We start from the raw sequence: 21,287 nt of genomic DNA, 5'->3' as shown, positions 1-21,287 counted from the left end.
CGGGCCGGTCAGCCGGCCAGGCCCGGCAGCACCAGGGCGCCCGGCAGCTCCGCCAGGGCCCAGCCGGGCAGGATGAGCTTGCCCCGGCGCCGACCGCTGCCGACCAGGACGTACGGGGCCGCGGCCACCGCCTCGTCGATCAGCAGCGGCCAGCCGCCGGGCAGGCCGACGGGGGTGATGCCGCCGTACTCCATGCCGGTCAGCTCGACCGCGGTGTCCATCGGCGCGAAGGACGCCTTGCGCGCCCCCAGCTGGGTGCGCACCGCCTTGTTGACGTCCACCCGGGTGGTGGCCAGGGCCAGGCACCCGGCCAGGGTCACCTCCCCGGCGCGCTTGGCGGCGACCACCACGCAGTTCGCGGAGAGCTCCGGCGGCACGTCGTAGGCCGCGCAGAACACGGCGGTGTCCGCCTGCTCCGGGTCGCTGTCCACGTAGAGCACCGAGGCGGCCGCTCCGGGCGCGTCCCAGTTCTTCAGCGCGTCGGCGACGGGCGCGGCGAGCTCCGCGCCGAGCTCCAGGGCCGGTACGGCGGTGGCGAAGTTCCCGAACGGCGGGGCGGTGGACTCACTCATGGACCGGACTGTAGCGCGCCCGGCCACCCGGTCGGCCCTACCCGGCTGCCGTCGGCCGTACGGGAGGAGCGCGGTCAGCCGTACGGGACGACGGCGACCGGGCAGTGCACGTGGTGGATCGCGGCGTGCGCCACCGGGCCGAGGTGGTGGTGGCGCAGCGGCATCCGCCGGATGCGGCGGCCGACGACCAGCAGCCGGGCCGTCGCGGCGGCGTCCACCAGCTCGACGGCGGCCTTGCCGCGGATCAGGTCGGTGCTCACCGTCACCTCGGGGTGCCGGGCCTGCCAGGGCTCCAGGGCCCGGGCGAGGCCGTCGTGCTCGACGGCCGAGACCTCGCCCTCCAGCCCGCCGATCGCCCCGTAGGACATGTACTCGCTGCCGGCCGGCGGGGACCAGACGTGCACCACGCGCAGCGGCGCCGAACGGAGCGCGGCGGCCTCGAAGGCGAAGGCCAGCACCTCGTCCGCCGGGTGCGCCAGGTCGAGGCCGACCGTCACCGCGCCGTCCGGTTCGTCCCCGCCGGCCCGGATCAGCACCACCGGGCAGTCCGCCCGGCGCAGCACCTCCTGGCTCACCGAGCCGACCAGGAAGCCGCGCAGGGTGCCCAGCCCGCGCGAGCCGAGCACCAGCAGGGCGGCCCCGTGCGCGGCGGCCTCCAGCGCCTCGACGGGATCGCCGGCCACGGAGCCGGCGGTGACCTCGACCTCCGGCGCGAGGGTGCGCAACTCGCGCTCGCGCTCGGCGAGTCGTGCCAGTGCGGAGTGGTCGCCGGGCCTGCTCCCGGGGGCGATCTGCTTCGGCCGGGGCCAGGCCTGGAGGACGTCCAGGCGCAGGCCGCGGCGCTGCGCCTCGTGGGCGGCCCAGGCGGCGGCGGCCAGGCTCTCGGGTGAGCCGTCGAATCCGACGACGACGGGTCCGGTCACGGCGTGCTCCTCGGTTCCGGTGCGGCCCCAGCCCCCGGAGGTCTCGGTGCGGCCAGTATCCGCGCCGGCCCGGACCGGCGCCTCCCGGAGCCGTCTCCGGTCGCGGTGGGTGACGGGACGGGCCCGGTTCCGCCGTCCGGCTGGTCGGCCGGGCGGCGGCGCGGCACGCCCGGGCCGGGCGGGGGCGCCGGGCTAGGGTCGGCCGAACCGCCGCGTGCCGGTCGCGCCGTTCCGACCGCTCCGCCCCAGCCGGTCCTTCTCAGCCCGGGAGAACGATGCCGAGGGTCCCCACGTTCCGCTCGCGGTGGGCGGGCGCCGCCGCCGGACTGGCCGTGCTCGCCGCCGCCCTGGTGGGCTGCGGGGACGGTGGGAGCGGCGGCCCGGTCGCCCTGAACTGGTACAACTTCCCGGACGACTCGGGCGCCCTCCAGCAGGCCGCCGACCGCTGCGGGCAGCAGTCCGGCGGCCGCTACACGATCCGCTACAACAAGCTGCCGCGCGGCGCCGACGGCCAGCGCCAGCAGCTGGTGCGCCGGATGGCGGCGCACGACACCGGCGTGGACGTCCTCGGCCTGGACGTCACCTGGCCCGCCGAGTTCGCCGAGGCCGGCTGGATCCGCGAGTGGACCGGGGCGATGCGCGAGCGGGCCACCGCCGACACCCTCGACGCGGCGGTGCGGACCGCGACCTGGCGGGACCGGCTGTACGCCGTGCCGTACAACTCCAACACCCAGCTGCTCTGGTACCGCGACGACCTGGTGCCGACCCCGCCCGCCACCTGGGCGGAGATGCTCTCCCAGGCCCGGGAGCTGGACCGCGAGGGCAAGCCGCACCTCGTGGAGATCCAGGGCGCCCAGTACGAGGGGCTGACGGTCTGGTTCAACACGCTGGTCACCAGCGCGGGCGGCTCGATCCTCACCCCCGACGCCCAGGGGCCCGCGCTCGGGGCGCCCGCCGTCACGGCCGCCGGGGTGATGCGCGACCTGGCGGCCTCGGTGGCCGCCGACCCCTCGCTGTCGAACCAGATGGAGGACCAGAACCGGCTCGCGATGGAGTCCGGCACGGCCGCCTTCGAACTCAACTACCCCTTCGTCTACCCCTCGATGAAGGCCAACCGGCCGGAGCTGTTCCCGCACTTCCGCTGGGCGCCGTACCCCGCGGTGAGCGCCGACCGCCCCGCCAGCGTCACCATCGGCGGGATCGACCTCGCGGTGGGCGCCTACAGCCGGCACCCCGACCTCGCCGCCGAGGCCACCCTCTGCCTGCGCGACCGCGACAACCAGCTCACCAACGCGCTGAAGGGCGGCCTCCCGCCCTCGCTGCGGAGCCTGTACGAGACGGCCGAGCTGACCGCCAGCTACCCGTTCGCCGCCGACGTGCTGGCCGCCCTCGACTCCGCCAGCGTGCGGCCGCAGACCCCGGCCTACCAGAACGTCTCCATCGCGATCTCGCACACCCTCTCCCCGCCCGCCGGCATCCACCCGGAGAAGGACGTGGCCGACCTCCGCGGGCAGATCCGGGACGCCCTCGGTTCGAAGGGGCTGATTCCGTGACACCGCCCGTTCCCGGGCCACCGCCCGCTCCTGGGACGCCGTCCGTTCCCGGGACACCGCCCGCCGAGGCCGCGGCCGGGGCCGCCGCCGGCCCGGGACCGGCCGGGCCCTCGCGCGGCGCCCGCCAGGAGAGCCGGCTGGGCCTGCTGCTGTGCGCCCCCGCCGTGATCGTGATGCTCGCCGTCACCGCCTACCCGATCGGCTACGCCGTCTACCTGTCCCTACAGCGCTACGACCTGCGCTTCCCGGCCCAGGCGCACTGGGTCGGGCTCGCCAACTACGGCGCGGTGCTGACCTCGCCGTTCTGGTGGCAGGCGCTAGGTGTCACGGTGCTGATCACCGCGGTGTCGGTGGCCGTCGAGCTGGTGCTCGGCCTGGCGCTCGCCCTGGTGATGCACCGCACGGTCTTCGGGCGCGGGACGGTGCGCACCGCGGTGCTGGTGCCGTACGGGATCGTCACCGTCGTCGCGGCCTACTCCTGGCAGTACGCGTGGACCCCGGGCACCGGCTACCTGGCCGCCCTGCTGCCGGAGGGCAGCGCCCCGCTGACGGAGCAGTGGCCGGCCGTCGGTCTGATCATCCTCGCGGAGGTGTGGAAGACCACCCCGTTCATGGCGCTGCTGCTGCTCGCGGGCCTGGCCCTCGTCCCGGACGAGACGGTCCGGGCGGCGATGGTGGACGGCGCGAGCTCCGGGCAGCGGCTGCGGCTGGTGATCCTGCCGCTGATGAAGCCCGCGATCCTGGTCGCGCTGCTCTTCCGGACCCTGGACGCCTTCCGGATCTTCGACAACATCTACGTGCTGACCAGCGGCTCCAACGGCACCGGCTCGGTGTCGATCCTCGGCTACGACAACCTCTTCACCGCGCTCAACCTGGGCATCGGCTCGGCGATCTCGGTGCTGATCTTCGTCTGCGTGGCGCTCATCGCGCTGGTCTTCGTCAAGCTGTTCGGCGCGGCCACGCCCGGCGCGGAACCGGAGCAGCGATGAGCGGCCGGCCCGCCCGGGCCCTGACCGGCTGGGGCATCGCCAACCTGGTGGTCGTGCTCTACGCGCTCTTCCCGGTGTGGTGGATCGTGGCGCTGTCCTTCAAGGACCCGAGCACCCTCTCCGACGGCGCCTTCGTGCCCCGCCGGTGGACCCTGGCCAACTACCGCGGCATCTTCCAGACCTCGGAGTTCACCCGCGCCCTGGTCAACTCGATCGGCATCGCGCTGATCGCCACCACCGTCGCCGTCGCGCTCGGCACCATGGCCGCGTACGCGGTGGCCCGGCTGCGCTTCCCCGGCAAGCGGCTGCTGATCGGGGTGTCCCTGCTGATCGCGATGTTCCCGCCGATCTCGCTCGTCTCGCCACTGTTCGGCATCGAGCGGGCGCTGGGCCTGTTCGACACCTGGCCCGGGCTGATCATCCCGTACATGACCTTCTCGCTGCCGCTGGCGATCTACACGCTCTCGGCGTTCTTCCGGGAGATCCCCTGGGACCTGGAGAAGGCGGCCAAGGTGGACGGCGCCACGCCGTGGCAGGCGTTCCGGCTGGTCATCGCGCCGCTGGCGGCGCCGGGGGTGTTCACCACCGGCATCCTGGTCTTCATCTTCTGCTGGAACGACTTCCTGTTCGCGATCTCGCTGACCTCCACCACCTCGGCCCGGACGGTACCGGCCGCGATCGCCTTCTTCACCGGGAGCTCCCAGTTCGAGCAGCCGACCGGCTCGATCGCGGCGGCCGCGGTGATCATCACGATCCCGATCGTGGTCTTCGTGCTGCTGTTCCAGCGCCGCATCGTCGCCGGGCTCACCGCCGGGGCCGTCAAGGGCTGAGCCCGACATCGAGTTTTCCCAGGATGGGTTTCCCAGGAAGAGCCCGCCCCACCCGGCGGGCCAGGAAGGCGGACCGTGGCCGAGATCGTCCTCGACGGCATCACCAAGCGCTACCCCGACGGCGCCCTCGCCGTCCGCCACGTCGACCTCACCATCGCCGACGGCGAGTTCGTGATCCTGGTCGGCCCCTCCGGCTGCGGCAAGTCCACCACGCTCAACATGATCGCCGGGCTGGAGGACATCACCGAGGGCACCCTGCGGATCGCCGGGGAAGTGGTCAACGACCGCGCGCCCAAGGACCGCGACATCGCCATGGTCTTCCAGAGCTACGCCCTCTACCCGCACATGAGCGTGCGCGACAACATGGGCTTCGCGCTGCGCCTGGCCAAGGTCGACAAGGCGACCATCGCCGCCAAGGTCGAGGAGGCCGCCCGCGTCCTGGACCTCACCCGGCACCTCGACCGCAAGCCCGCCCACCTCTCCGGGGGGCAGCGCCAGCGGGTCGCGATGGGCCGGGCGATCGTCCGCGATCCCAAGGTCTTCCTGATGGACGAGCCGCTGTCCAACCTGGACGCCAAGCTCCGGGTGCAGATGCGCACCCAGATCGCCGCCCTCCAGCGCCGCCTGGGCACCACCACCGTCTACGTCACCCACGACCAGGTCGAGGCGATGACGCTCGGCGACCGGGTGGTGGTGATGCGCTCCGGCGTCGTCCAGCAGGTCGGCTCGCCGCAGCAGCTGTACGACGAGCCGGTGAACCTCTTCGTCGCCGGGTTCATCGGCTCGCCCGGCATGAACTTCCTCGGCGCCGCGCTGGAGCACGGCGCCCTGCGCACCTCGCTGGGCGACCTGCCGCTGGACGACCGCACCCGGCGCGCCCTGGAGGGCGCGGACGCGCCGCGCGAACTGGTGGTCGGCATCCGCCCCGAGGACTTCGAGGACGCCGCCCTGGTCGAGGGGCACGCCGGCGGGGTCACCGTCACCGTGACCGTCGAGGTCCGGGAGTCGGTCGGCTCGGACGTCTACGTCCACTTCGCGGAGGAGGGCGGACCGGCGGCGGCCCGGGGCCCCGGCGGCCTCGCCGGACTGGCGGAACTCGCCGAACTGGCCGAGCTGGCCGAACTCGCCGCCGACTCGGGCCGGGCCGACACCGGCATGCGGGAGCACCGGGTGGTCGCCCGGCTGAACCCCGCCACCCGGGCCGCCGAGGGCGGCCCGCTGGACCTGCGGGTGGACACGGCGCGCATCCACGTCTTCGACCCCCGCACCGGGGCCAATCTGACCCACCCGGAACGTTCGTAGCGTGGTACGGAAGGCCCAACCCCCGGCCGGCGCGCGGTGTGCCTGACCGTTGCCGTACCGGACCCGACTTACATTGCCCGGTTATGGGAGAAAATGTCGGAATCAGTCGCCGATCGGTGCTCAAGGCCGTCCCCGTAGCCGTCCTCGCGGCCGGCTCCGGCGGGATCCTCGCCCGGCCCGCGGTGGCGGCCGCCGCCTTCCCGCAGCCCGTCGTCCGGCGCGCCCGGTCGGCCCCCGGCGGGCCGGCGGCGGTGCTCGACCAGGCGCTCGACGTACGGTTCACGACGCTCTCCGTCCCGGGCTACGGGACGGTCACCACGCGCACCTACAACGGGACCATCCCCGGGCCGACCCTGCGGGCGCGCGGCGGGGACGTGCTGTGGCTGACCCAGGTCAACGGGCTGCCGCCGAACCCGGTCGAGCCGGCCGGGTCGACCGGGATGTCTGGCATGTCGGGGGTGTCAGGCCCGGCGCACCACGGCGGCCACAACCGGCCGCACCGCGTGAACACCTTCAACCTGCACACCCACGGCCTGCACGTCTCGCCGTCCGGGCGTGCCGACAACATCCTGCGGGAGTTCCCGCCGCGCACCGCCGACGAGGCCGCGGCCGGCGCCCCGGAGCCGCGGTACCTGACCACCGTCCAGATCCCGGCCGACCATCCGGCCGGGACGTACTGGTACCACCCGCACGCGCACGGGGCCACCGCCGAACAGATCGCCGGAGGGATGGCCGGGGTCATCGTCATCGAGGGCGACGTCGACGAGGTGCCGCAGATCAAGGCCGCCGCAGACCTGGTCGTCTGCATCAACGAACTCCGGCTCAAGGGCGGCAGGGTCCCCGACTTCACCTCCGGCGACGCCCTGGCCGCCGTCCCGCCCACCTTCACCGTCAACGGCGAGGTCAACCCCGTCCTCGTGCTGCGCCCCGGCGAGGTCCAGCGCTGGCGCCTGGTCGCGGCGACCGCGTTCACCGCCCTCTCGCTCCAGGTCGCCGACGGGGAACGGAAGTTGACGCTGCATCAGATCGCCATGGACGGCGTGACCTTCCCCGCGCCGGTCGCCACCGAGGTGGTCCCGCTGGGTGTGGGCAACCGCGCCGACGTGCTGGTCCGGGGCGGCGAGGCCGGGACGTACGAACTGCGGGCCAAGGGCGTGCCCGTCCCGCTGATGACGATCGAGGTGGCGGGGGAGGCCGTCCAGCCGCCCATGGAGCTGCCGACCTCGCTGCCGCAGGGCATGCCGTTCCTCGACGAGAAGGACATCGCCAACCCCGGCGGCGACCGCAGGGTGGTCTTCCACGTCGACCCGAAGGTCTTCGCCCAGCCGTTCCCCAACGCCTACCGCGTCCTCGGCAGCCACCCGACCCCCGCGGCCGACCCTGGCGGCGACCTCACCCGCGACCCCGCCTACGGCCTGTTCGACCCCGAGTACGTCAACCACACCCTGGAACTCGGCACCGTCGAACGGTGGACCATCCACACCGACGAGACCATGCCGATCTTCCACCACCCCTTCCACCTGCACACCAACCACGTCCTCGTCACCCACCGCAACGGCGAACGGCTCGACCCGCCGGTGTGGCAGGACACCGTCGACCTGACCGGCGGCAAGCCGGGCGACACCGTCACCCTCCTGGTCAAGTACGAGGACTTCACCGGCCGCACCGTCCTGCACTGCCACCAGCTGCAGCACGAGGACCTCGGGATGATGCAGCTGGTCGAGTACGTCCGGCCGCGACGGCCGGAGCCGGCCGGATGGCCGGGGTGGCCCCAGCAGCCCGGGTGGCCGGGGTGGCCTGGCCGGCCTCGTCCGCTCGATCACTGAGCGCTGCCGGCCGCCGGCGGCGGCGGTGCAGGAAAGCTCCTGGAACGTGCGTTCGGAACCGGATCCCGGGGTAGACCAGTCGTACAGCGGCCGTGCGATTCCGGCTGCTCCAGCACCTCGGGCGGTGCCGCCGGGGCCGGTGCCACCGGGGCCGCGCCCGCAGTGGCCGGGCACGGGTCCCGGGGGAGAAGTCCGTGACACGCCGCACGAGGTGCGGGCCGTACGTGGCGCCGGGCGCTCACCCCGGCGCCCAGGAGCGATCACGTGTCCGTCCACCTGGAAACAGCCGGCTGGGAAGCGGCCCCCTCGGGCCTGCCGCCCGACCTCCCGCGACGGCCCACGGCGGCCGAACTCCGCCGCATGGGGAAGTCCGAGGCGCGGGAGCTGAGCGACGCGCTGTTCGAGCGGCTGGCCGGGCTGGTCCGGGAGACCCGCGCCTACAGCTACGTCCGCGGCACGATCATCGAGCTCAACATGCCGCTGGTGCGCTTCATCGCCGCCCGCTTCCGCCACCGGGCCGAGGACATGGAGGACATCCTCCAGGTCGGCACGATCGGCCTGATCAAGGCCGTCGACGGCTACGACCCGCGGCGCGGCGTCGAGTTCGTCACCTACGCGATCCCCACCATCACCGGCGAGATCAAGCGGTTCTTCCGCGACACCTCCTGGCCGGTGCGCGTCCCGCGCAGCATGCAGGAGCTGTACCTGTCCGTCGCCCGCGACTCCGACCGCCTGGAGCAGGAGCTCGGCCGGCTGCCACGGCCCGAGGAGATCGCCGAGGACCTGCACCTCACCGTCGAACAGGCCACCGAGGGGCTGCTGGCGGGCCGGGTCTACCGCCCCAACTCCCTGGACGCGCTGCGCGACCAGGACACCGACGAGACCGGCAGCGCCCTGCTCGACCGGCTCGGCGGCTGCGACCCCGGCATCGAACTCGCCGACTTCCGCACCGCCGTCCGCCCGCTGCTGGCCCGGTTGCCGGAGCGCGAGCAGACCGTCCTCAAGCTGCGGTTCTGGGACGAGTGCACCCAGTCCCGGATAGCGGACCGGATCGGCGTCTCCCAGATGCACGTCTCCCGGCTGCTCAGTGCCACCCTGGCCTGGCTGCGCGAGGAACTGGAGGACCGGGACGCGCCCGGGTGGGGTGATGGGGAGCCGGAGGCCGTCGCTTCCGGGGTCGGGGGCGAGGGCGGTGCCGAGGGTGGGCGCGAGGGCGGCGGCTGAGGCGGTCGGGCGGGCCGACGTGCGGGGTGGGGACCCGGGGTGCGGTTTCGCTGCGTGATCGGCGCATACTTTCCGTAAACACACGGAGGTGCTCATGCCCATGGTGGATGTCGCTGCCCTCGGCCGACTGGTCGCGGAGTACGAGGCCCTGTCCCCGTCGAGCTCGCCGGAGGCCCGGCAGCGGTTGCGCGACGTCTGCTACACGATCGGCATCTACACGGGCGAGGCCGACGCCGTCCGCGCGGTCGCCCGGGCCCGCATGCTGCTGGCCCGTCAGGGCCCGGCCGACGGCGGCGGGGCGGCGGCCGGAGCCCCGGCGACCGACCGGGCCAGGGCGGCGCTCCTCGCCGAACTCGGCGACCTCGCGGCCCGCGAGCGGGTACGGGCCGCGCCCCTCCCCAGCCTGCACGACGTGGTGCAGCTGACCAGGGTCACCGTCCCGGACTGCGTGGGCGCCGCCGTGAGCACCTGGCACGACGACGGCTCGGTCGAGACCTTCGCGGCGACCCCGTCCTACCTGCTGGCCCTCGAACGCGCCCAGAGCGGGGCGGACGCCGGCCCGCTGCCCCGGCTCCGCCGCCAGGGCGAGGGCCAGATCGTCGTCCGGCTCGACCCCGGACGGCCGGACCGGTTCGCCGACCGCGCCCGGCGCTGCGGCGTACGGGCCGTGGCCGGCGCGCACCTGCGCACCCACCCGCACGGCTGCACCGTGTTCAGCGCCTACCTGCGCACCCCGGTCGACCCCGGCACGCCGGCCCTCGGGCTGGTGGAGGTGCTCGCCCTCCAGGCGTCGGCCGCCCTCGACCGCTTCGCGCTGTCCCGGGCCGTGGCCGACCTGCTCGACCGCCGGCACGCCACCGGCCTGGCCATCGGCCTCACCGCCGAGCGGTTCGACGTCACCCCGCACGCCGCGCTGAGCCTGCTGGTCGGAGCCGCCCAGCGACTGGGCACCGACCTCGCCACGGTGGCCCGGCACCTCGCCGACGGCGACCGGCCGCGCACCGCGCCCGGCGAGCGGGGCGGCTCGTAGCGCGGGCGCGGGACGGTTGCGCCGGTGCCGGACGGGCAGGCGTACAGGAAGGGGGGCGGAAGGCGTGCGGACGGGCGCGCGCAGACGGGCGGGAAGGCCCCGGCCGCGCCGTACGAGGAGGTCGTCATGAGCATGGTGAAGGAATCCGTGGACGTGGCCGTCCCCCTGCACGCCGCCTACAACCAGTGGACGCTCGCCGAGGAGTTCCCGCGCTTCATGGAGGGCGTCGACTCGGTGAGCCGGCTCGACAGCCGCCACAACCACTGGCAGACCAGCATCGACGGCGTCACCCGCGAGTTCGACACCGAGATCGTCGACCAGGAACCGGAGGAGCTGATCGCCTGGCGGGGCATGGACGGCGAGGCCGAGCGGAAGGAGGTGGTGACCTTCCGGCGGCTCGACCCGGGCCACACCCGGGTCACCCTCGCCGTCGACCTCCGGCCCGCGGGCCCGGGGGAGCAGGCCTCCGACGTCCGGGGCGAGGTCGACCGGCGGGTGAAAGGGGACCTGAGGCGGTTCAAGGAGTACGTCGAGGAACGCGCGCGGGGGAGGGGCGGGGCGGGGTGAGCCGGCTCCGTCGGCCCGTGCGGCTTCCGTCGGCCCGCGGCGGCCCCGTCAGCCCGCGTCGGCCATCGCGTCGGTTCCCGCGTCGGCCCTCGCGTCGGCTCGGCGGAGGCCGCTCCAGTGCGCGAACGCGGCCACCGAGCCCAGCGCGGGCAGCGCCGCCGCCGCGAAGATCCCGAACAGGTACTCGCCTGACAGCGCGGTGAACGCCAGCAGCAGCACCTGCACCCCGGCCGTCGCCGCCAGGAGCCTCCAGCCGGGCCGCGGGCGCCAGACCCCGCGCACCGCCAACGCGTTGATCCCGGCCATCGCGAACCCGGCGGCCCCCATCACGTACGGCACCCACTGCGGCTTCGGCGCCACCTCGTCCTCGAACCCGATCCCGTTGTAGAACAACGGGACCGCGATGCAGAAGAACATCACCACCGCTACCGTCTCCAGGATCAGCAGCACGGTCGTCGCAGCCCGCGACAGCCAGGAGAGAGCGGTCATGGTGGGGAGCCTTCCGGGAGTTCGGTGTTCTGTACTGCGACGCCCGGGGAGCCCGAACCGCAGCGGTCCATCGCCACTGGAGGCATGGCACGACCGCGCGACGGGCACGTCCCATGACGCCGCCCGACCCGGCGGCCTCGGCACCGCAGCATAGTCAAGAAATGGCAAAGGCTGTAGTGCGGTGCAGGTCGGAGGGCGTCCTCCCCGCAGGCACGGGGGCAGCCACTGAAGGGGACGGTTCGGCCGCCGATGCCGAAATCCGGTCAACTCGGCCGCCCAGGCGCAGGAGTTCGTCCGGATCGCGGGCGTGCGGCGACGGCTGCTCCTAGGCTCGTCCGGACACCGTGGCGTGAGGGGGAGTGCCGTGGCCCGTAGGCCTGTTCGGCGACGTCGGTCGACCGTCGCCCGCCGGTTGAAGCAGAACACGCCGCTGCTGGGGGCGGCCGCGCTGGTCGCGGTCGTGCTGGGCACGATGGTGGTCCAGTGGCTGGCCCAACACCTGCTGCTGGTCGCCGCGTTCCTCATCGTCGGCGCGGGAGCGGGCGCCGCCGTGCTGCGCTCGCGGGTGCGGGCCCGGCAGCGGGAACTGGACGCGCGGACCGCCCGACTGCGGCACATCGGGCCGTTCCTGGCGATGACCCCGAAGGCCTTCGAGCACGCGCTGGCCGACCTGTGCCGCCGGGACGGCTGCACGAAGGTGAAGGTGGTCGGCGGGGCCGGCGACCTCGCGGCGGACGTCCTCGCCACCACCCCCGCCGGGCAGCGCATCCTCATCCAGGCCAAGCGGTACGGGCCGAGGACGTTCGTCGGCTCCCAGGACGTCCAGAAGGTCAACGGCACCTACCGCGATGTGCACCACTGCGACCTGGCCGCCGTGGTGACGACCAGTTCCTTCACCAAGGCCGCCGCCGCGTTCTGCGCCCAGGTCGGCATCCGCGCCGTCGACCAGCGGGCGCTCGCCCTGTGGGCGGACGGGCGGGGCGGGGCACCCTGGGTGTGAGCCACCGGCTCCCGCGTTCGAGGCCTGCCGGGGAGAGCGGGAGGCGGCGGCGCTGCCGGTCGACCTCGCTGACGAGGACCGTGAGTTCGTCACCGACCCGGACCATCCCTGACGGAGCTCCCTCGGGGGGCGAGGCGAGATCCCGCTGAGGGACCAGACGTCGAACTGTGCTCAGAGGTGTCGGCGGCCGCGAGCTTCGATTCAGTCGCGCTTTCCTTGATCAGGCCAAGCCCGTTTCGCCGTTGAGTGGTCCTCAGCGTCGGCGGCGGGCTGGGGGCGGGATGGGGCCAGCCCCACCCCTGGCCGGGGTGCAGGTGGATTCTGCCGTCGCGCCGCCGTCCGTAGCGTTGATCGCGTGCCGTCCGAGGTTGCGGGCGGGCGTGGTGATGCGGGGAGGGCGAGGTGTACGGAACGGTGCGCGCGGAGCGGGGGGTCCGGTGTTGCAGCTGTCGGGGTTGCGCAAGCGGTTCGGGGCGCGGTGGCGCTGGGAGGTCGGTCTTCGCGCCGGCCAATCGGAGCTGGTTCCTGGCCCGGTACCTGCCGGTGGCGGTCGGGTTCGTGCTGGGGGTGTGCCGGCTGACTCGCGGTCAGCGGGGGGTGGTGCCCGGGGGGACGTCCGAGCGGACGGCTGCGATCATGAACGGCCCGTACGACCGAATCCGACCGGAGGCCCCGTGAGCAGCCCGCAGACCCCAGCCGCCCGTGAGCCGGACACCGCCGAACCGGGCCGCGGCGCCGCCCGCGAGCTGCGCGGCGCCGTGCGGGCGCTCGGGCGGCTCGCCGCCTTCACGCTGCTGATACCGGTCGGGGTGGGGCTGACGGCGGCCTTCCTGCTGTCGTTCGTGATCTGGGGCTGCCTCGGGATCTTCCCGTTCTTCCCGACCGCCACCCGGATGGTCCGCTCCGCCGCCGGAGCCGCCCGGTGGGCGGCCGGCCACTGGTCGCAGGTGCCCGTACCGCCGCCGTACCGGCCGCGCCCGGCCCTGGAACGCACCCTCCACGGCTGGTACTGGACCGGCCACGACTACCACCGGAACCGCTGGTTCGCGGGCATGTCCCTCGACGTCCGCTGGCTCTGGACCGACCCGGCGACCTGGCGCGACGTCCTCTGGGTGCTCGCCGACCCGCTGGTCGGCGGCGGCATCGCGGCCGCGCCCGTGCTGCTGGTCGGCGCCGGCCTGTACGGGGTGGTCCAGGCGCCGTTGCCGTACGACCTGCCGTTCGGCGGCCCGGTCGCGCTGCTCCTCGGCCTCCTCGGCCCGGTGTCGATCGCCGCCGGACTCGCCCTCGCCCGGCCCGCGCTGCGCCTGCACGGCCGGTGGACCCGAGCCCTCCTCGGCCCCACCGAACGCTCCCGGCTCGCCCGGCGGGTCGAGCAGCTCACCGAGATCCGGCTGGACGCCACCGAGGCCCAGGCCGCCGAACTGCGCCGGATCGAACGGGACCTGCACGACGGCGCGCAGGCCCGACTGGTCGCGGTGAGCCTGCGCCTCGGCGCGGTCGCGGCACTGGTCGACCGCGATCCGGGCCAGGCGAAGCAGGTGGCGACGGACGCCCAGGAGAACGTCACCCAGGCGCTCCAGGAACTGCGCGACCTGGTCCGCGGCATCCACCCGCCGGTGCTCGCCGAACGCGGCCTCGTCGAAGGCGTACGGGCGCTGGCACTGGACGTCCCGCTGAAGGTCGAGGTCCGGGCCGAACTGCCCGGACGGGCCGAGGCGCCGGTGGAGTCGGCGGTCTACTTCGCCGTCAGCGAGGCGCTCACCAACGCCGTCAAGCACGGCGAAGCCCGGCACGCCACCGTGCACCTCACCCACGCCGCCGGACTGCTCCGCGCCGAAGTCACCGACGACGGCCGCGGCGGCGCCGACCCCGACGGGGGCAGCGGCCTGCGGGGCATCCGGCGCAGACTGGCCGCGTTCGACGGTACGCTCACGCTGACCAGCCCCCCGGGGGGTCCGACCAGGCTGATCATGGAGCTACCGTGCGTGTTGTCCTCGCCGAGGACCTCGTCCTGCTGAGGGACGGCCTCTCCCTGCTGCTCAGTGCCCACGGGCACGAGATCGTCGCAGCGGTGGAGAGCGGCCCCGAACTGGCCGCCGCCATCGCCGAACACCGCCCCGACATCGCGGTGGTCGACGTCCGCCTGCCCCCCACGTACACCGACGAGGGCCTCCAGGTCGCGCTCGCCGCCCGCCGCGAACGGCCCGGCCTGCCGGTCCTCGTCCTCTCCCAGCACGTCGAACAGCTCTACGCCCGGGAGCTGATCGCCGACGGCACCGGTGGCGTCGGCTACCTCCTCAAGGACCGCGTCTCCAAGGCCGACCAGTTCGTCGACGCCGTCCACACCGTCGCCGCCGGCGGCACCGTCATGGACCCCCAGGTCATCTCCCGCCTCCTCGCCCGCAACGCCGACGACCAGCCCCTCGCCCTCCTCACCCCGCGCGAACGCGACGTCCTCGCCATGATGGCCGAAGGCCGCTCCAACGCCGCCATCGCCCAACGGCTGCACTTCAGCGAGGGCGCCGTCAGCAAGCACACCTCCAACATCTTCGCCAAGCTCAACCTCGGCGCCTCCGACGACGACAACCGCCGCGTCCTCGCCGTCCTCGCCTACCTCGACGGGACGCGCACGCCCTGAGGCGACGTGCGACGCCCACGTGCCCGGAGTCTCTGTCGCACAGGGGACCGATGTGCCCGCGATGGTGGTCATTTAGGAGTACATGGCGAATGTACTGAACATTCTCCCGACTCCCCATCAGGTGTAAGATGCGGCAACCATGGTTCCGCGCCGAGAGCAATACCAATGGGGGCAGGCATGGCTCGCCGATGGGAAGCCGACCCTTCCGCTTCGTTGCAGAAACGCCTCGGGAAATCCGCCAAAGAACTGGGATCGTCCGACGGAAAGGACGAATGCCCGGACATCTGGCAGCTCTCGAACGGCGATGTCGCCGTCATCGGTCGCGATCTCACGGAGAGCTACCGCGGGCGGCTCCCCGAAGGCGTCGTCCTGGGCCCGGGTGAGCGGCTCGTCGTCATCCCCGGCCTCATGGTGAGCACGGCGAAGGCGGACATCCCGGATGCCTGATCGGAACGCCCCCGAGCTGCGGCCCGAGTGGGGCGAGCTCCTCGCCCGGGACGACTACAAGCGTGACTTCCGCGAGCGGGACGCGCTGATCCGCGGCCGGGACTCATGGAAGTTGGAGCGACGCCAGTACTTCGAGGAGCAGGGCAGTCCGAGCTGGGAGGCCGCCCGGCGCGGAGACTGGGGCGAGGCGCTGCGACTCCTGGAGGAGCGGCGCCCGGCGCTGCTCGCGATCGGGCGGGAGGACGCGGCGCGGCGGTCCTTCTTCCACCGGGTGCGGGTGGTCGAGCGGCCGTGGACGGACTACCTGCGCTGGCAGCTGCACTCGCTGCGGATCCGAGCCGAATGCGGGGAGCGCGTCCGTATGGTCGATGCCGCGGAACTGGCCGATTCCGAGGAATTCGGACAGCTGCCGGAAATCGTCGTTCTCGGTGGACGTACGCTCTATCAGGTGCGGTATTCGGAGGCGGGAATTCCGGCCGGTGCGATCAGGTACACCGATCCCGATCTCGTCCTCCGGTGGGAGGGATATCTCGCGGATCTCCACCGGGTGGGCGAAGACGTTCTGGCGTACTTCGAACGTGAAGCCGTACACGGCCGCGGGCGGTTCGGGGGTTGGTGAAGGCCGGTGCGGGTCTGGTGTGCGAGCGCCTCGGCGGTGGCTCGGCCGTCAGGCGGCGAAGGCGGCGAGGAGCTTGTCGGTGAGGCGGTCGAGGTAGTCGGGGGCGGTCGCCGTGTGGACGACGGCGAGGCGCCAGTACAGCGGGCCGGCGAGGAGGTCGAGGGCGAGTTCGCGGTCGAGGTCGGCGGGGAGTTCGCCGCGGTCGACCGCTCGTTCCAGTAGGTCCGTGGCCTTGCTGCGGCGGGGGTCGCGGACGGCGGTCAGCAGTACCTGCGCGAGTTCGGGGGTGCGGACGGCTTCGGCGAGCAGGTCGGGGATGATCTTCGCCGGGAGCGGGTGGCGCAGCGCGTCCGCGGTCGCGGCGAGGAAGGCGAGGACGTCGCCGCGCAGGGTGCCGGTGTCCTTGATCTCGGAGGCGTCCACGGCGACGGCGCGGATCAGGGCGACGGTCATGTCGAGCTTGGACGGCCAGCGGCGGTAGATGGCGGCCTTGCCCGCACCGGCCCGCTTGGCGACCGTCTCCAGGGAGAGCCGGGCGTAGCCGACGGCCGCCAGTTCCTCGAAGAAGGCGGCCGCGATCGCCTCGGTCACGGAGTCTTGGAGCACCGGCCCGCCGGGCGTCCGGCGTGCGGGGGGCGTGGCGGCGTCGGGGGCCGCGGAGGTGTCGGAGGCCGGCCGGGGCGCGGGGGTGCTGGGCATGCCCCGAACCTACATCAGGCGGAACGCTTGCGTCTCGACTGGGTGAGGGCTAGCGTCATAGACGAGACGGAACGGTTCCGTCTCGCCAAGACCCCGGGAGTGCACCATGCGATTCCTCTTCGAGGACGAGTCGTTCTCCTTTGAGACGCTTCGGGCGGCCGGATTCGCCGACTACGGCGGCGCCGACCTGGGCGAGGTCGTGGCCACCGCCCGGAACATCGGCGAGGGCGACGAGGAGGCCTGGCTGCGCGAGTGGAAGGCCACCGCGGAGCGCGTCCACGGCATCGGCAGCCGCGCTCTGGCGGCCGGGCACCGGGTCAGCGCCCGCGAGGCCCTGCTGCGCGCGTCGAACTACTACCGCACCGCCGAGTTCTACCGCCGCGACGACCCCGCGAACGACCCCGAGGCCAAGGGCCTGTCCGCCCTCTCCCGGGAGGCCTTCGCCGCGGCGGCGGCCCTGATGGACACCCCCGTCGAGGCCGTGGCCATTCCCTACGAGGGCACGCACCTGCCCGGCTACCTGTTCCTCGTCGACGACTCCGGCGCCCGGCGCCCCACCGTCCTGTTCACCAGCGGCTTCGACTCGACGCTGGAGGAGGCGTACTTCGCCGTCGCCGCGGCCGCGCTGCGCCGCGGCTACAACGTCCTCGCCTACGACGGGCCGGGCCAGGGCGCGGTGCTGCGCGAGCAGCAGCTGGTCTTCCGGCCGGACTGGGAGGCCGTGGTGACCCCGGTGGTCGACTACGCGCTGACCCGCCCCGAGATCGCCGCCGACGGGCTGGTGCTGTTCGGGTACAGCCTCGGCGGCTACCTGGCCGCCCGCGCCGCCGCCCACGAACACCGCCTGGCCGCCCTGGTGTTGGACGACGGCGTCTACAACTACCGGGAGGCCCACGACCGGTTCCTGCCGCCGTTCCTGCGCGAGTGGATCGAGGCCGGCCGGGACGACCTCGTGGAGCCCGTCATGGGCCTGTTCATGCAGGTGAGCACCCAGGTGCGCTGGGCGCTGCGCAACGGGGTGTGGACGTTCGGCGCCGCGTCGGTGGCGGACTATATCCGCCGTACCGCCGACTACACCCTCGACGGCGTCGCCCGGCTCATCGACTGCCCCACCCTCGTCCTGGACGCCGAGAACGACCAGTTCTTCCGTGGCCAGCCCCAGGAGGTCCAGGCCGCGCTGACCTGCCCGCACACGCTCGTCACCCTGCCCGAGGCCGAGGGCGCGGGCGAGCACTGCCACATGGGCGCCATGTTCCGCCTCCACCAGGTGGCCTTCGACTGGCTGGACACCACCCTGGCCGGGGCCGCCCGGCCCGCGAGCTGACGGGGGTCGGGCCGGAGGCTGTCACCGCTGGTGGGCGCTCCGGGCCTGGTCGACCTCGTCGAGGTGGGACTCGCCCCACGTCAGGAGCGGCTGGAGCGCCTGCCTGAGGGACCGTCCGAGGCCGGTGAGCTCGTACTCGACGTGCGGGGGGATGACCGGGAAGACGGTGCGGGTCAGCAGGCCGTCGCTCTCCAGCGAACGGAGGTGCTGGGTAAGGACCTTGGGGGTGATCCCGACCACCGACCGTTGCAGGGCGTTGTAGCGGGCGGTCCCTTCGGACAGGGCGCAGAGGATGGAGAGCATCCACTTGTCCGCGATCAGGTCGAAGACCCGGCGTGTGGTGCAGCCCTGCTCCAACTGCGTCCGTGCGACGCCGTCGACGGCCCGCCCCGGGGTGACACTATCCATCAGGAGAGTATGGCACTTTGTTGTGCATACTTCCGGGCTGGTTCCCCGCTTCGGAGACTTGGCGCATGACGACGATCCGATCCGGGACATCCCCTGCCCACCAGCTCCGCCGGACGGCGCGGGCGCGGAACTCCGGTGCCGTGCTGGCCATCCTGTGCACCGCCCAGGCCCTCGACATCATGAATCTCTCGTCGGTCAACATGGCGCTGCCGGAGATGGCGCGGGACTGGGGCGCGTCCCCGGAGCGGCTCTCCTGGGTGGTGACGGCCTACTCCCTGGTGTTCGCCGGATTCCTGCTGGTGGCCGGGCGGGCCGCCGACTTGTGGGGGCGGCGGCGGGCTCTGCTCTACGGGATGACGGTGTTCGCCCTCGCCTCCGCCGTGGTGTGGACGGCCGCCCCCTTGCTGCTGGTCGTGGCCGCCCGCGCGGTCCAGGGCGCCGGCGCGGCGGTGACGGTGTCGGCCGCGCTCGGGCTGATCGGGGCGCTGTGGCGTGAGGAGCCGGGACGGTCGCGGGCGCTGGGGGCGTTCGGGGCCATGGGCGGCGTCGGCCTCGCCTTCGGGCTGGTCGTCGGTGGCGCGCTCGCGGGGTCGATCGGCTGGCGGGCGATGTTCGCCCTGAACGTCCTGGTCGTGGCTGTGCTCGTCGTCGGGGTGCTGCTCCTCATCCCGGCCGACGACCCGGCGGACCGCGCCCGCGGAGGCCTCGACATGCCCGGCGCGGCCCTGGTCACCGTCGGACTGCTGGGGCTCTCCTTCGCCCTGACGCGGCTCGGCGGGGACGCGGCGGACGGCACCGGCTGGGCGAGCGCCGTCGTGGCGGTGGGCAGCCTCGGCGGTTTCGCGCGCTGGCAGCGGCGCGCGGCCGAGCCGCTGGTCCCGCCGACGGCCTGGAAGCGGCCCGACCTGGCCGCGGCCCTGACGGTGGCCGTGCTCATGTACGCGGGATGGGTCGGGGTGAACTACTTCGCCGCATTGCTGCTGCAGAACGTCCTCGGCTACAGCCCGCTCGGTACGGGCGTGGCCTTCCTCCCGCTGGCTGTCGGCGGAACGCTCCTGCCGCTGGTCGCTGGACGCCTGGTCCCACGGGTCGGCGCGCGCCGGCTCATGCTGTTCGGCCTGAGCTGCTACACGACCGGCCTGGCGCTGTTCTCCCTGGTGGGCCCGGGAGCGGGCTACTGGACCGTCGTCCTCCCGCTCCTGCTCGTCCTCATCGTCGGCCTTTCGCAAACCTTCGTGTCGGCGAACATCACCGCACTCTCCGGAGTCGGAGCCGACGAACAGGCCCTGGCCGGCGCCATGTTCAACACTGCTCTGCAGATCGGCGGCGGCCTCGGCCTCGCCGTCCTCTCCACCGTCGCCGGCACGGCCGGCGACGACCTGCCGGCCGGCTACCGGTACGCGTTCCTCGCCGCTGCGGGCATGGCGCTCGCGGGGCTGGTCACCGTCTTGGTCGGTGTTCGCCACTCTGGCGGGCGAGGCGCAGAGAATTGACTGATTGTCAGTGGCCGCTGCTGTACTTGCCCATGAGCGGAGAGCATCCACACAACCCTCCTGGGGGCTACATGGTCAAGACAGTTCCGGTTCGCGGCCACTACCGTGCCGATGGGACGTTCGTGCGGCCCCACAGCCGACGGATCCGGGGTGCGTCGCCGCATGCCCGACCTGGCGGGGGTGTGGCGGCGCCATCCGCGGCAGCGGTGGTAGGAGGTGGTGGGGGTGCTTTGGTGGCGATGCTGGGGATCCTGGTGCTGATCGCCCTGTCATCGACGGGTAGTCCAGGTCCCTCGGTCAGTACAACCAACTCGTCGCCGACGACTTCCGCAACACAAACCGCCCAGCCTGGTGTGTCGCAGGCGCGTTGACCGCCTGAGGCGGCGGTCCCGTAGGGCGGGTGCGGATGTCCCGGGTCGCCCGGGACATCCGGCTGCCCCCGCCGGTGGCGGGGAGAAGTGGTCCAACCTGCAGCGTTCAAGCGCCAGTAGTCGGGTAACCCCGCGAATGCGCGGGAAACGAGTCGGCATGGGCTTCCCATGAGTGGTTCGCCTCGGCGACGGCTGATTCTATGGGAAAGCCATATTGAGTGAGATGCTGCTATTGCAGTATCAAATGATGATCTGAAGCTCTCGCGCGACATCGTCAATCTGTGCGGCAGCAGATGGGTGAGTGCGGTGGAGCAGGATTGACTGCGGCGGAGAAATGATCTCAGAGTCCAGAACGCCTGTAGTCATCATGCATGGCAAGCATTGCGAGGATGGCAAGGGGAACAACTGTCGTGCGAGTGCGATCTGATGGTTTCCATGGCTGGTCGGCGCGGAGATTTTCGCCCGCTGCCGTACTCCCAGGGGGCTGATTGATCATCAAGCGCTTTGGGAGTGCGGACCAGAGGCTTCGCTGGCCCAGTGGTGATCTTCCAAGGCCTATAGGGTGAATCTCGAAACAACGCCCTTCTCCCGCCGGGCGGACTTGCGAGACGTCCGGAGGGTCCGGGATCAGCGTCTCGGGGAAGGGAGGTCCGCTTGAACACTCGCCACAACAGTGAGGGTCGGGCGGAATGCAGTGGGATGGACCGGCGGTTCGATCCCCTCGCCGATGCGGTTCGCGATCTCGTGACCGAGGCCAGGGCCAGGACCGAGTTGGAGCAGGCTCGGGAGCGCCACAGCTTCATCACGGGTCTCGTGAAGGCCGCGCTCGCATTCGGTGCGAGCGTGGCGACCCGGGTGATCGGTGGGGTGATGGGGGGGGGGGGGGGGGGGGGGGGGGGGGGGGGGCCGCGGGCCCCCCCCCCCCCCCCCTCCGGGGTCGCGGCCCCCCGGTCAGGAGGTGGGGGCCGTCAGGTCGTAGA

General features: G+C 73.0%; 20 protein-coding genes. 15 read left to right on the top strand and 5 right to left on the bottom strand.

The annotated features are described in order from the left end of the window. Positions 1-8: 8 nt before the first annotated feature. The gene (locus ACLWS4_RS18970) at positions 9-572 is read right to left on the bottom strand and encodes a YbaK/EbsC family protein (RefSeq protein WP_387830247.1); all 564 of its coding nucleotides are present in this window, start codon (positions 570-572) and stop codon (positions 9-11) included. Positions 573-646: 74 nt separating this feature from the next. Next, positions 647-1,495, bottom strand: a complete 849-nt coding sequence (locus tag ACLWS4_RS18965; protein WP_117486836.1) for a universal stress protein — start codon at positions 1,493-1,495, stop codon at positions 647-649. Positions 1,496-1,770: 275 nt separating this feature from the next. Here ACLWS4_RS18965 and ACLWS4_RS18960 point away from each other — a divergent pair, with 275 nt between their 5' ends. From ACLWS4_RS18960 to ACLWS4_RS18925, 8 genes are all read left to right on the top strand, one after another. Further along, positions 1,771-3,048, top strand: a complete 1,278-nt coding sequence (locus ACLWS4_RS18960; protein ID WP_416874704.1) for an ABC transporter substrate-binding protein — start codon at positions 1,771-1,773, stop codon at positions 3,046-3,048. 137 nt (positions 3,049-3,185) lie between these two features. After that, positions 3,186-4,037 (top strand): carbohydrate ABC transporter permease, encoded by an 852-nt coding sequence (locus tag ACLWS4_RS18955; RefSeq protein WP_416874794.1) that lies wholly within the window; start codon positions 3,186-3,188, stop codon positions 4,035-4,037. Then, complete coding sequence (locus ACLWS4_RS18950; RefSeq protein ID WP_375875480.1) at positions 4,034-4,867, top strand: carbohydrate ABC transporter permease; 834 nt, start codon at positions 4,034-4,036, stop codon at positions 4,865-4,867. Before ACLWS4_RS18955 ends, ACLWS4_RS18950 begins: the two co-directional genes overlap by 4 nt. Before the next feature lie 75 nt (positions 4,868-4,942). Next, positions 4,943-6,169 (top strand): ABC transporter ATP-binding protein, encoded by a 1,227-nt coding sequence (locus ACLWS4_RS18945; RefSeq protein WP_380741019.1) that lies wholly within the window; start codon positions 4,943-4,945, stop codon positions 6,167-6,169. An 83-nt stretch (positions 6,170-6,252) separates the two neighbouring features. Further along, positions 6,253-7,995: a multicopper oxidase family protein gene (locus ACLWS4_RS18940; RefSeq protein WP_416874703.1), complete on the top strand. Its 1,743-nt coding sequence runs from the start codon at positions 6,253-6,255 to the stop codon at positions 7,993-7,995. 264 nt (positions 7,996-8,259) lie between these two features. Continuing rightward, complete coding sequence (locus ACLWS4_RS18935) at positions 8,260-9,219, top strand: SigB/SigF/SigG family RNA polymerase sigma factor (RefSeq protein ID WP_416874702.1); 960 nt, start codon at positions 8,260-8,262, stop codon at positions 9,217-9,219. Positions 9,220-9,319: 100 nt separating this feature from the next. After that, the gene (locus ACLWS4_RS18930) at positions 9,320-10,249 is read left to right on the top strand and encodes a DUF5133 domain-containing protein (protein ID WP_241853195.1); all 930 of its coding nucleotides are present in this window, start codon (positions 9,320-9,322) and stop codon (positions 10,247-10,249) included. A 126-nt stretch (positions 10,250-10,375) separates the two neighbouring features. Further along, on the top strand, positions 10,376-10,816 hold the full coding sequence (locus ACLWS4_RS18925) for an SRPBCC family protein (RefSeq protein ID WP_416874701.1): 441 nt from the start codon (positions 10,376-10,378) through the stop codon (positions 10,814-10,816). Between the two features lie 48 nt (positions 10,817-10,864). Here the strand turns inward: ACLWS4_RS18925 and ACLWS4_RS18920 are convergent, their stop codons facing one another. Further along, positions 10,865-11,305: a hypothetical protein gene (locus tag ACLWS4_RS18920; protein WP_416874700.1), complete on the bottom strand. Its 441-nt coding sequence runs from the start codon at positions 11,303-11,305 to the stop codon at positions 10,865-10,867. 412 nt (positions 11,306-11,717) lie between these two features. Here ACLWS4_RS18920 and ACLWS4_RS18915 point away from each other — a divergent pair, with 412 nt between their 5' ends. The 5 genes from ACLWS4_RS18915 to ACLWS4_RS18895 all read left to right on the top strand — a co-directional run bounded on the left by ACLWS4_RS18915 (position 11,718) and on the right by ACLWS4_RS18895 (position 16,012). Beyond that, the gene (locus ACLWS4_RS18915) at positions 11,718-12,305 is read left to right on the top strand and encodes a restriction endonuclease (RefSeq protein ID WP_074005940.1); all 588 of its coding nucleotides are present in this window, start codon (positions 11,718-11,720) and stop codon (positions 12,303-12,305) included. A 674-nt stretch (positions 12,306-12,979) separates the two neighbouring features. Then, complete coding sequence (locus ACLWS4_RS18910; RefSeq protein ID WP_416874699.1) at positions 12,980-14,326, top strand: histidine kinase; 1,347 nt, start codon at positions 12,980-12,982, stop codon at positions 14,324-14,326. Continuing rightward, positions 14,290-14,946, top strand: coding sequence for a LuxR C-terminal-related transcriptional regulator (locus ACLWS4_RS18905; protein WP_049650944.1), 657 nt, complete (start codon positions 14,290-14,292; stop codon positions 14,944-14,946). Before ACLWS4_RS18910 ends, ACLWS4_RS18905 begins: the two co-directional genes overlap by 37 nt. A 177-nt stretch (positions 14,947-15,123) precedes the next feature. Further along, positions 15,124-15,393: a hypothetical protein gene (locus tag ACLWS4_RS18900; protein WP_416874698.1), complete on the top strand. Its 270-nt coding sequence runs from the start codon at positions 15,124-15,126 to the stop codon at positions 15,391-15,393. Then, entirely contained in the window at positions 15,386-16,012 is a 627-nt protein-coding gene (locus ACLWS4_RS18895) for a DUF6879 family protein (protein WP_416874697.1), read from the top strand. The genes ACLWS4_RS18900 and ACLWS4_RS18895 overlap by 8 nt, the downstream gene beginning before the upstream one ends. 48 nt (positions 16,013-16,060) lie before the next feature. Here the strand turns inward: ACLWS4_RS18895 and ACLWS4_RS18890 are convergent, their stop codons facing one another. Continuing rightward, positions 16,061-16,711 carry a TetR-like C-terminal domain-containing protein gene (locus ACLWS4_RS18890; protein ID WP_117486827.1) on the bottom strand — a complete coding sequence of 217 codons (651 nt, stop codon included), beginning with the start codon at positions 16,709-16,711 and terminating at the stop codon, positions 16,061-16,063. A gap of 106 nt (positions 16,712-16,817) precedes the next feature. On the opposite strand from ACLWS4_RS18890, the gene ACLWS4_RS18885 reads away from it, so the two are divergent. Beyond that, a complete protein-coding gene (locus ACLWS4_RS18885; protein WP_416874696.1) occupies positions 16,818-18,035 on the top strand; it encodes an alpha/beta hydrolase family protein in 1,218 nt (405 codons plus the stop codon). Positions 18,036-18,056: 21 nt separating this feature from the next. Here the strand turns inward: ACLWS4_RS18885 and ACLWS4_RS18880 are convergent, their stop codons facing one another. After that, positions 18,057-18,443, bottom strand: a complete 387-nt coding sequence (locus tag ACLWS4_RS18880) for a winged helix-turn-helix transcriptional regulator (protein WP_416874695.1) — start codon at positions 18,441-18,443, stop codon at positions 18,057-18,059. Between the two features lie 65 nt (positions 18,444-18,508). Between ACLWS4_RS18880 and ACLWS4_RS18875 the strand changes: the two genes are divergently transcribed. Next, positions 18,509-19,936: an MFS transporter gene (locus ACLWS4_RS18875; protein ID WP_416874694.1), complete on the top strand. Its 1,428-nt coding sequence runs from the start codon at positions 18,509-18,511 to the stop codon at positions 19,934-19,936. Positions 19,937-21,287 lie beyond the last annotated feature (1,351 nt).

The sequence above is a fragment of the Kitasatospora sp. SC0581 genome, from assembly GCF_048159585.1.
Taxonomy (GTDB): Bacteria; Actinomycetota; Actinomycetes; order Streptomycetales; family Streptomycetaceae; genus Kitasatospora.
Note: the sequence above shows the minus strand (reverse complement) of the source record. Positions and strands in the feature narration are given on the sequence as shown.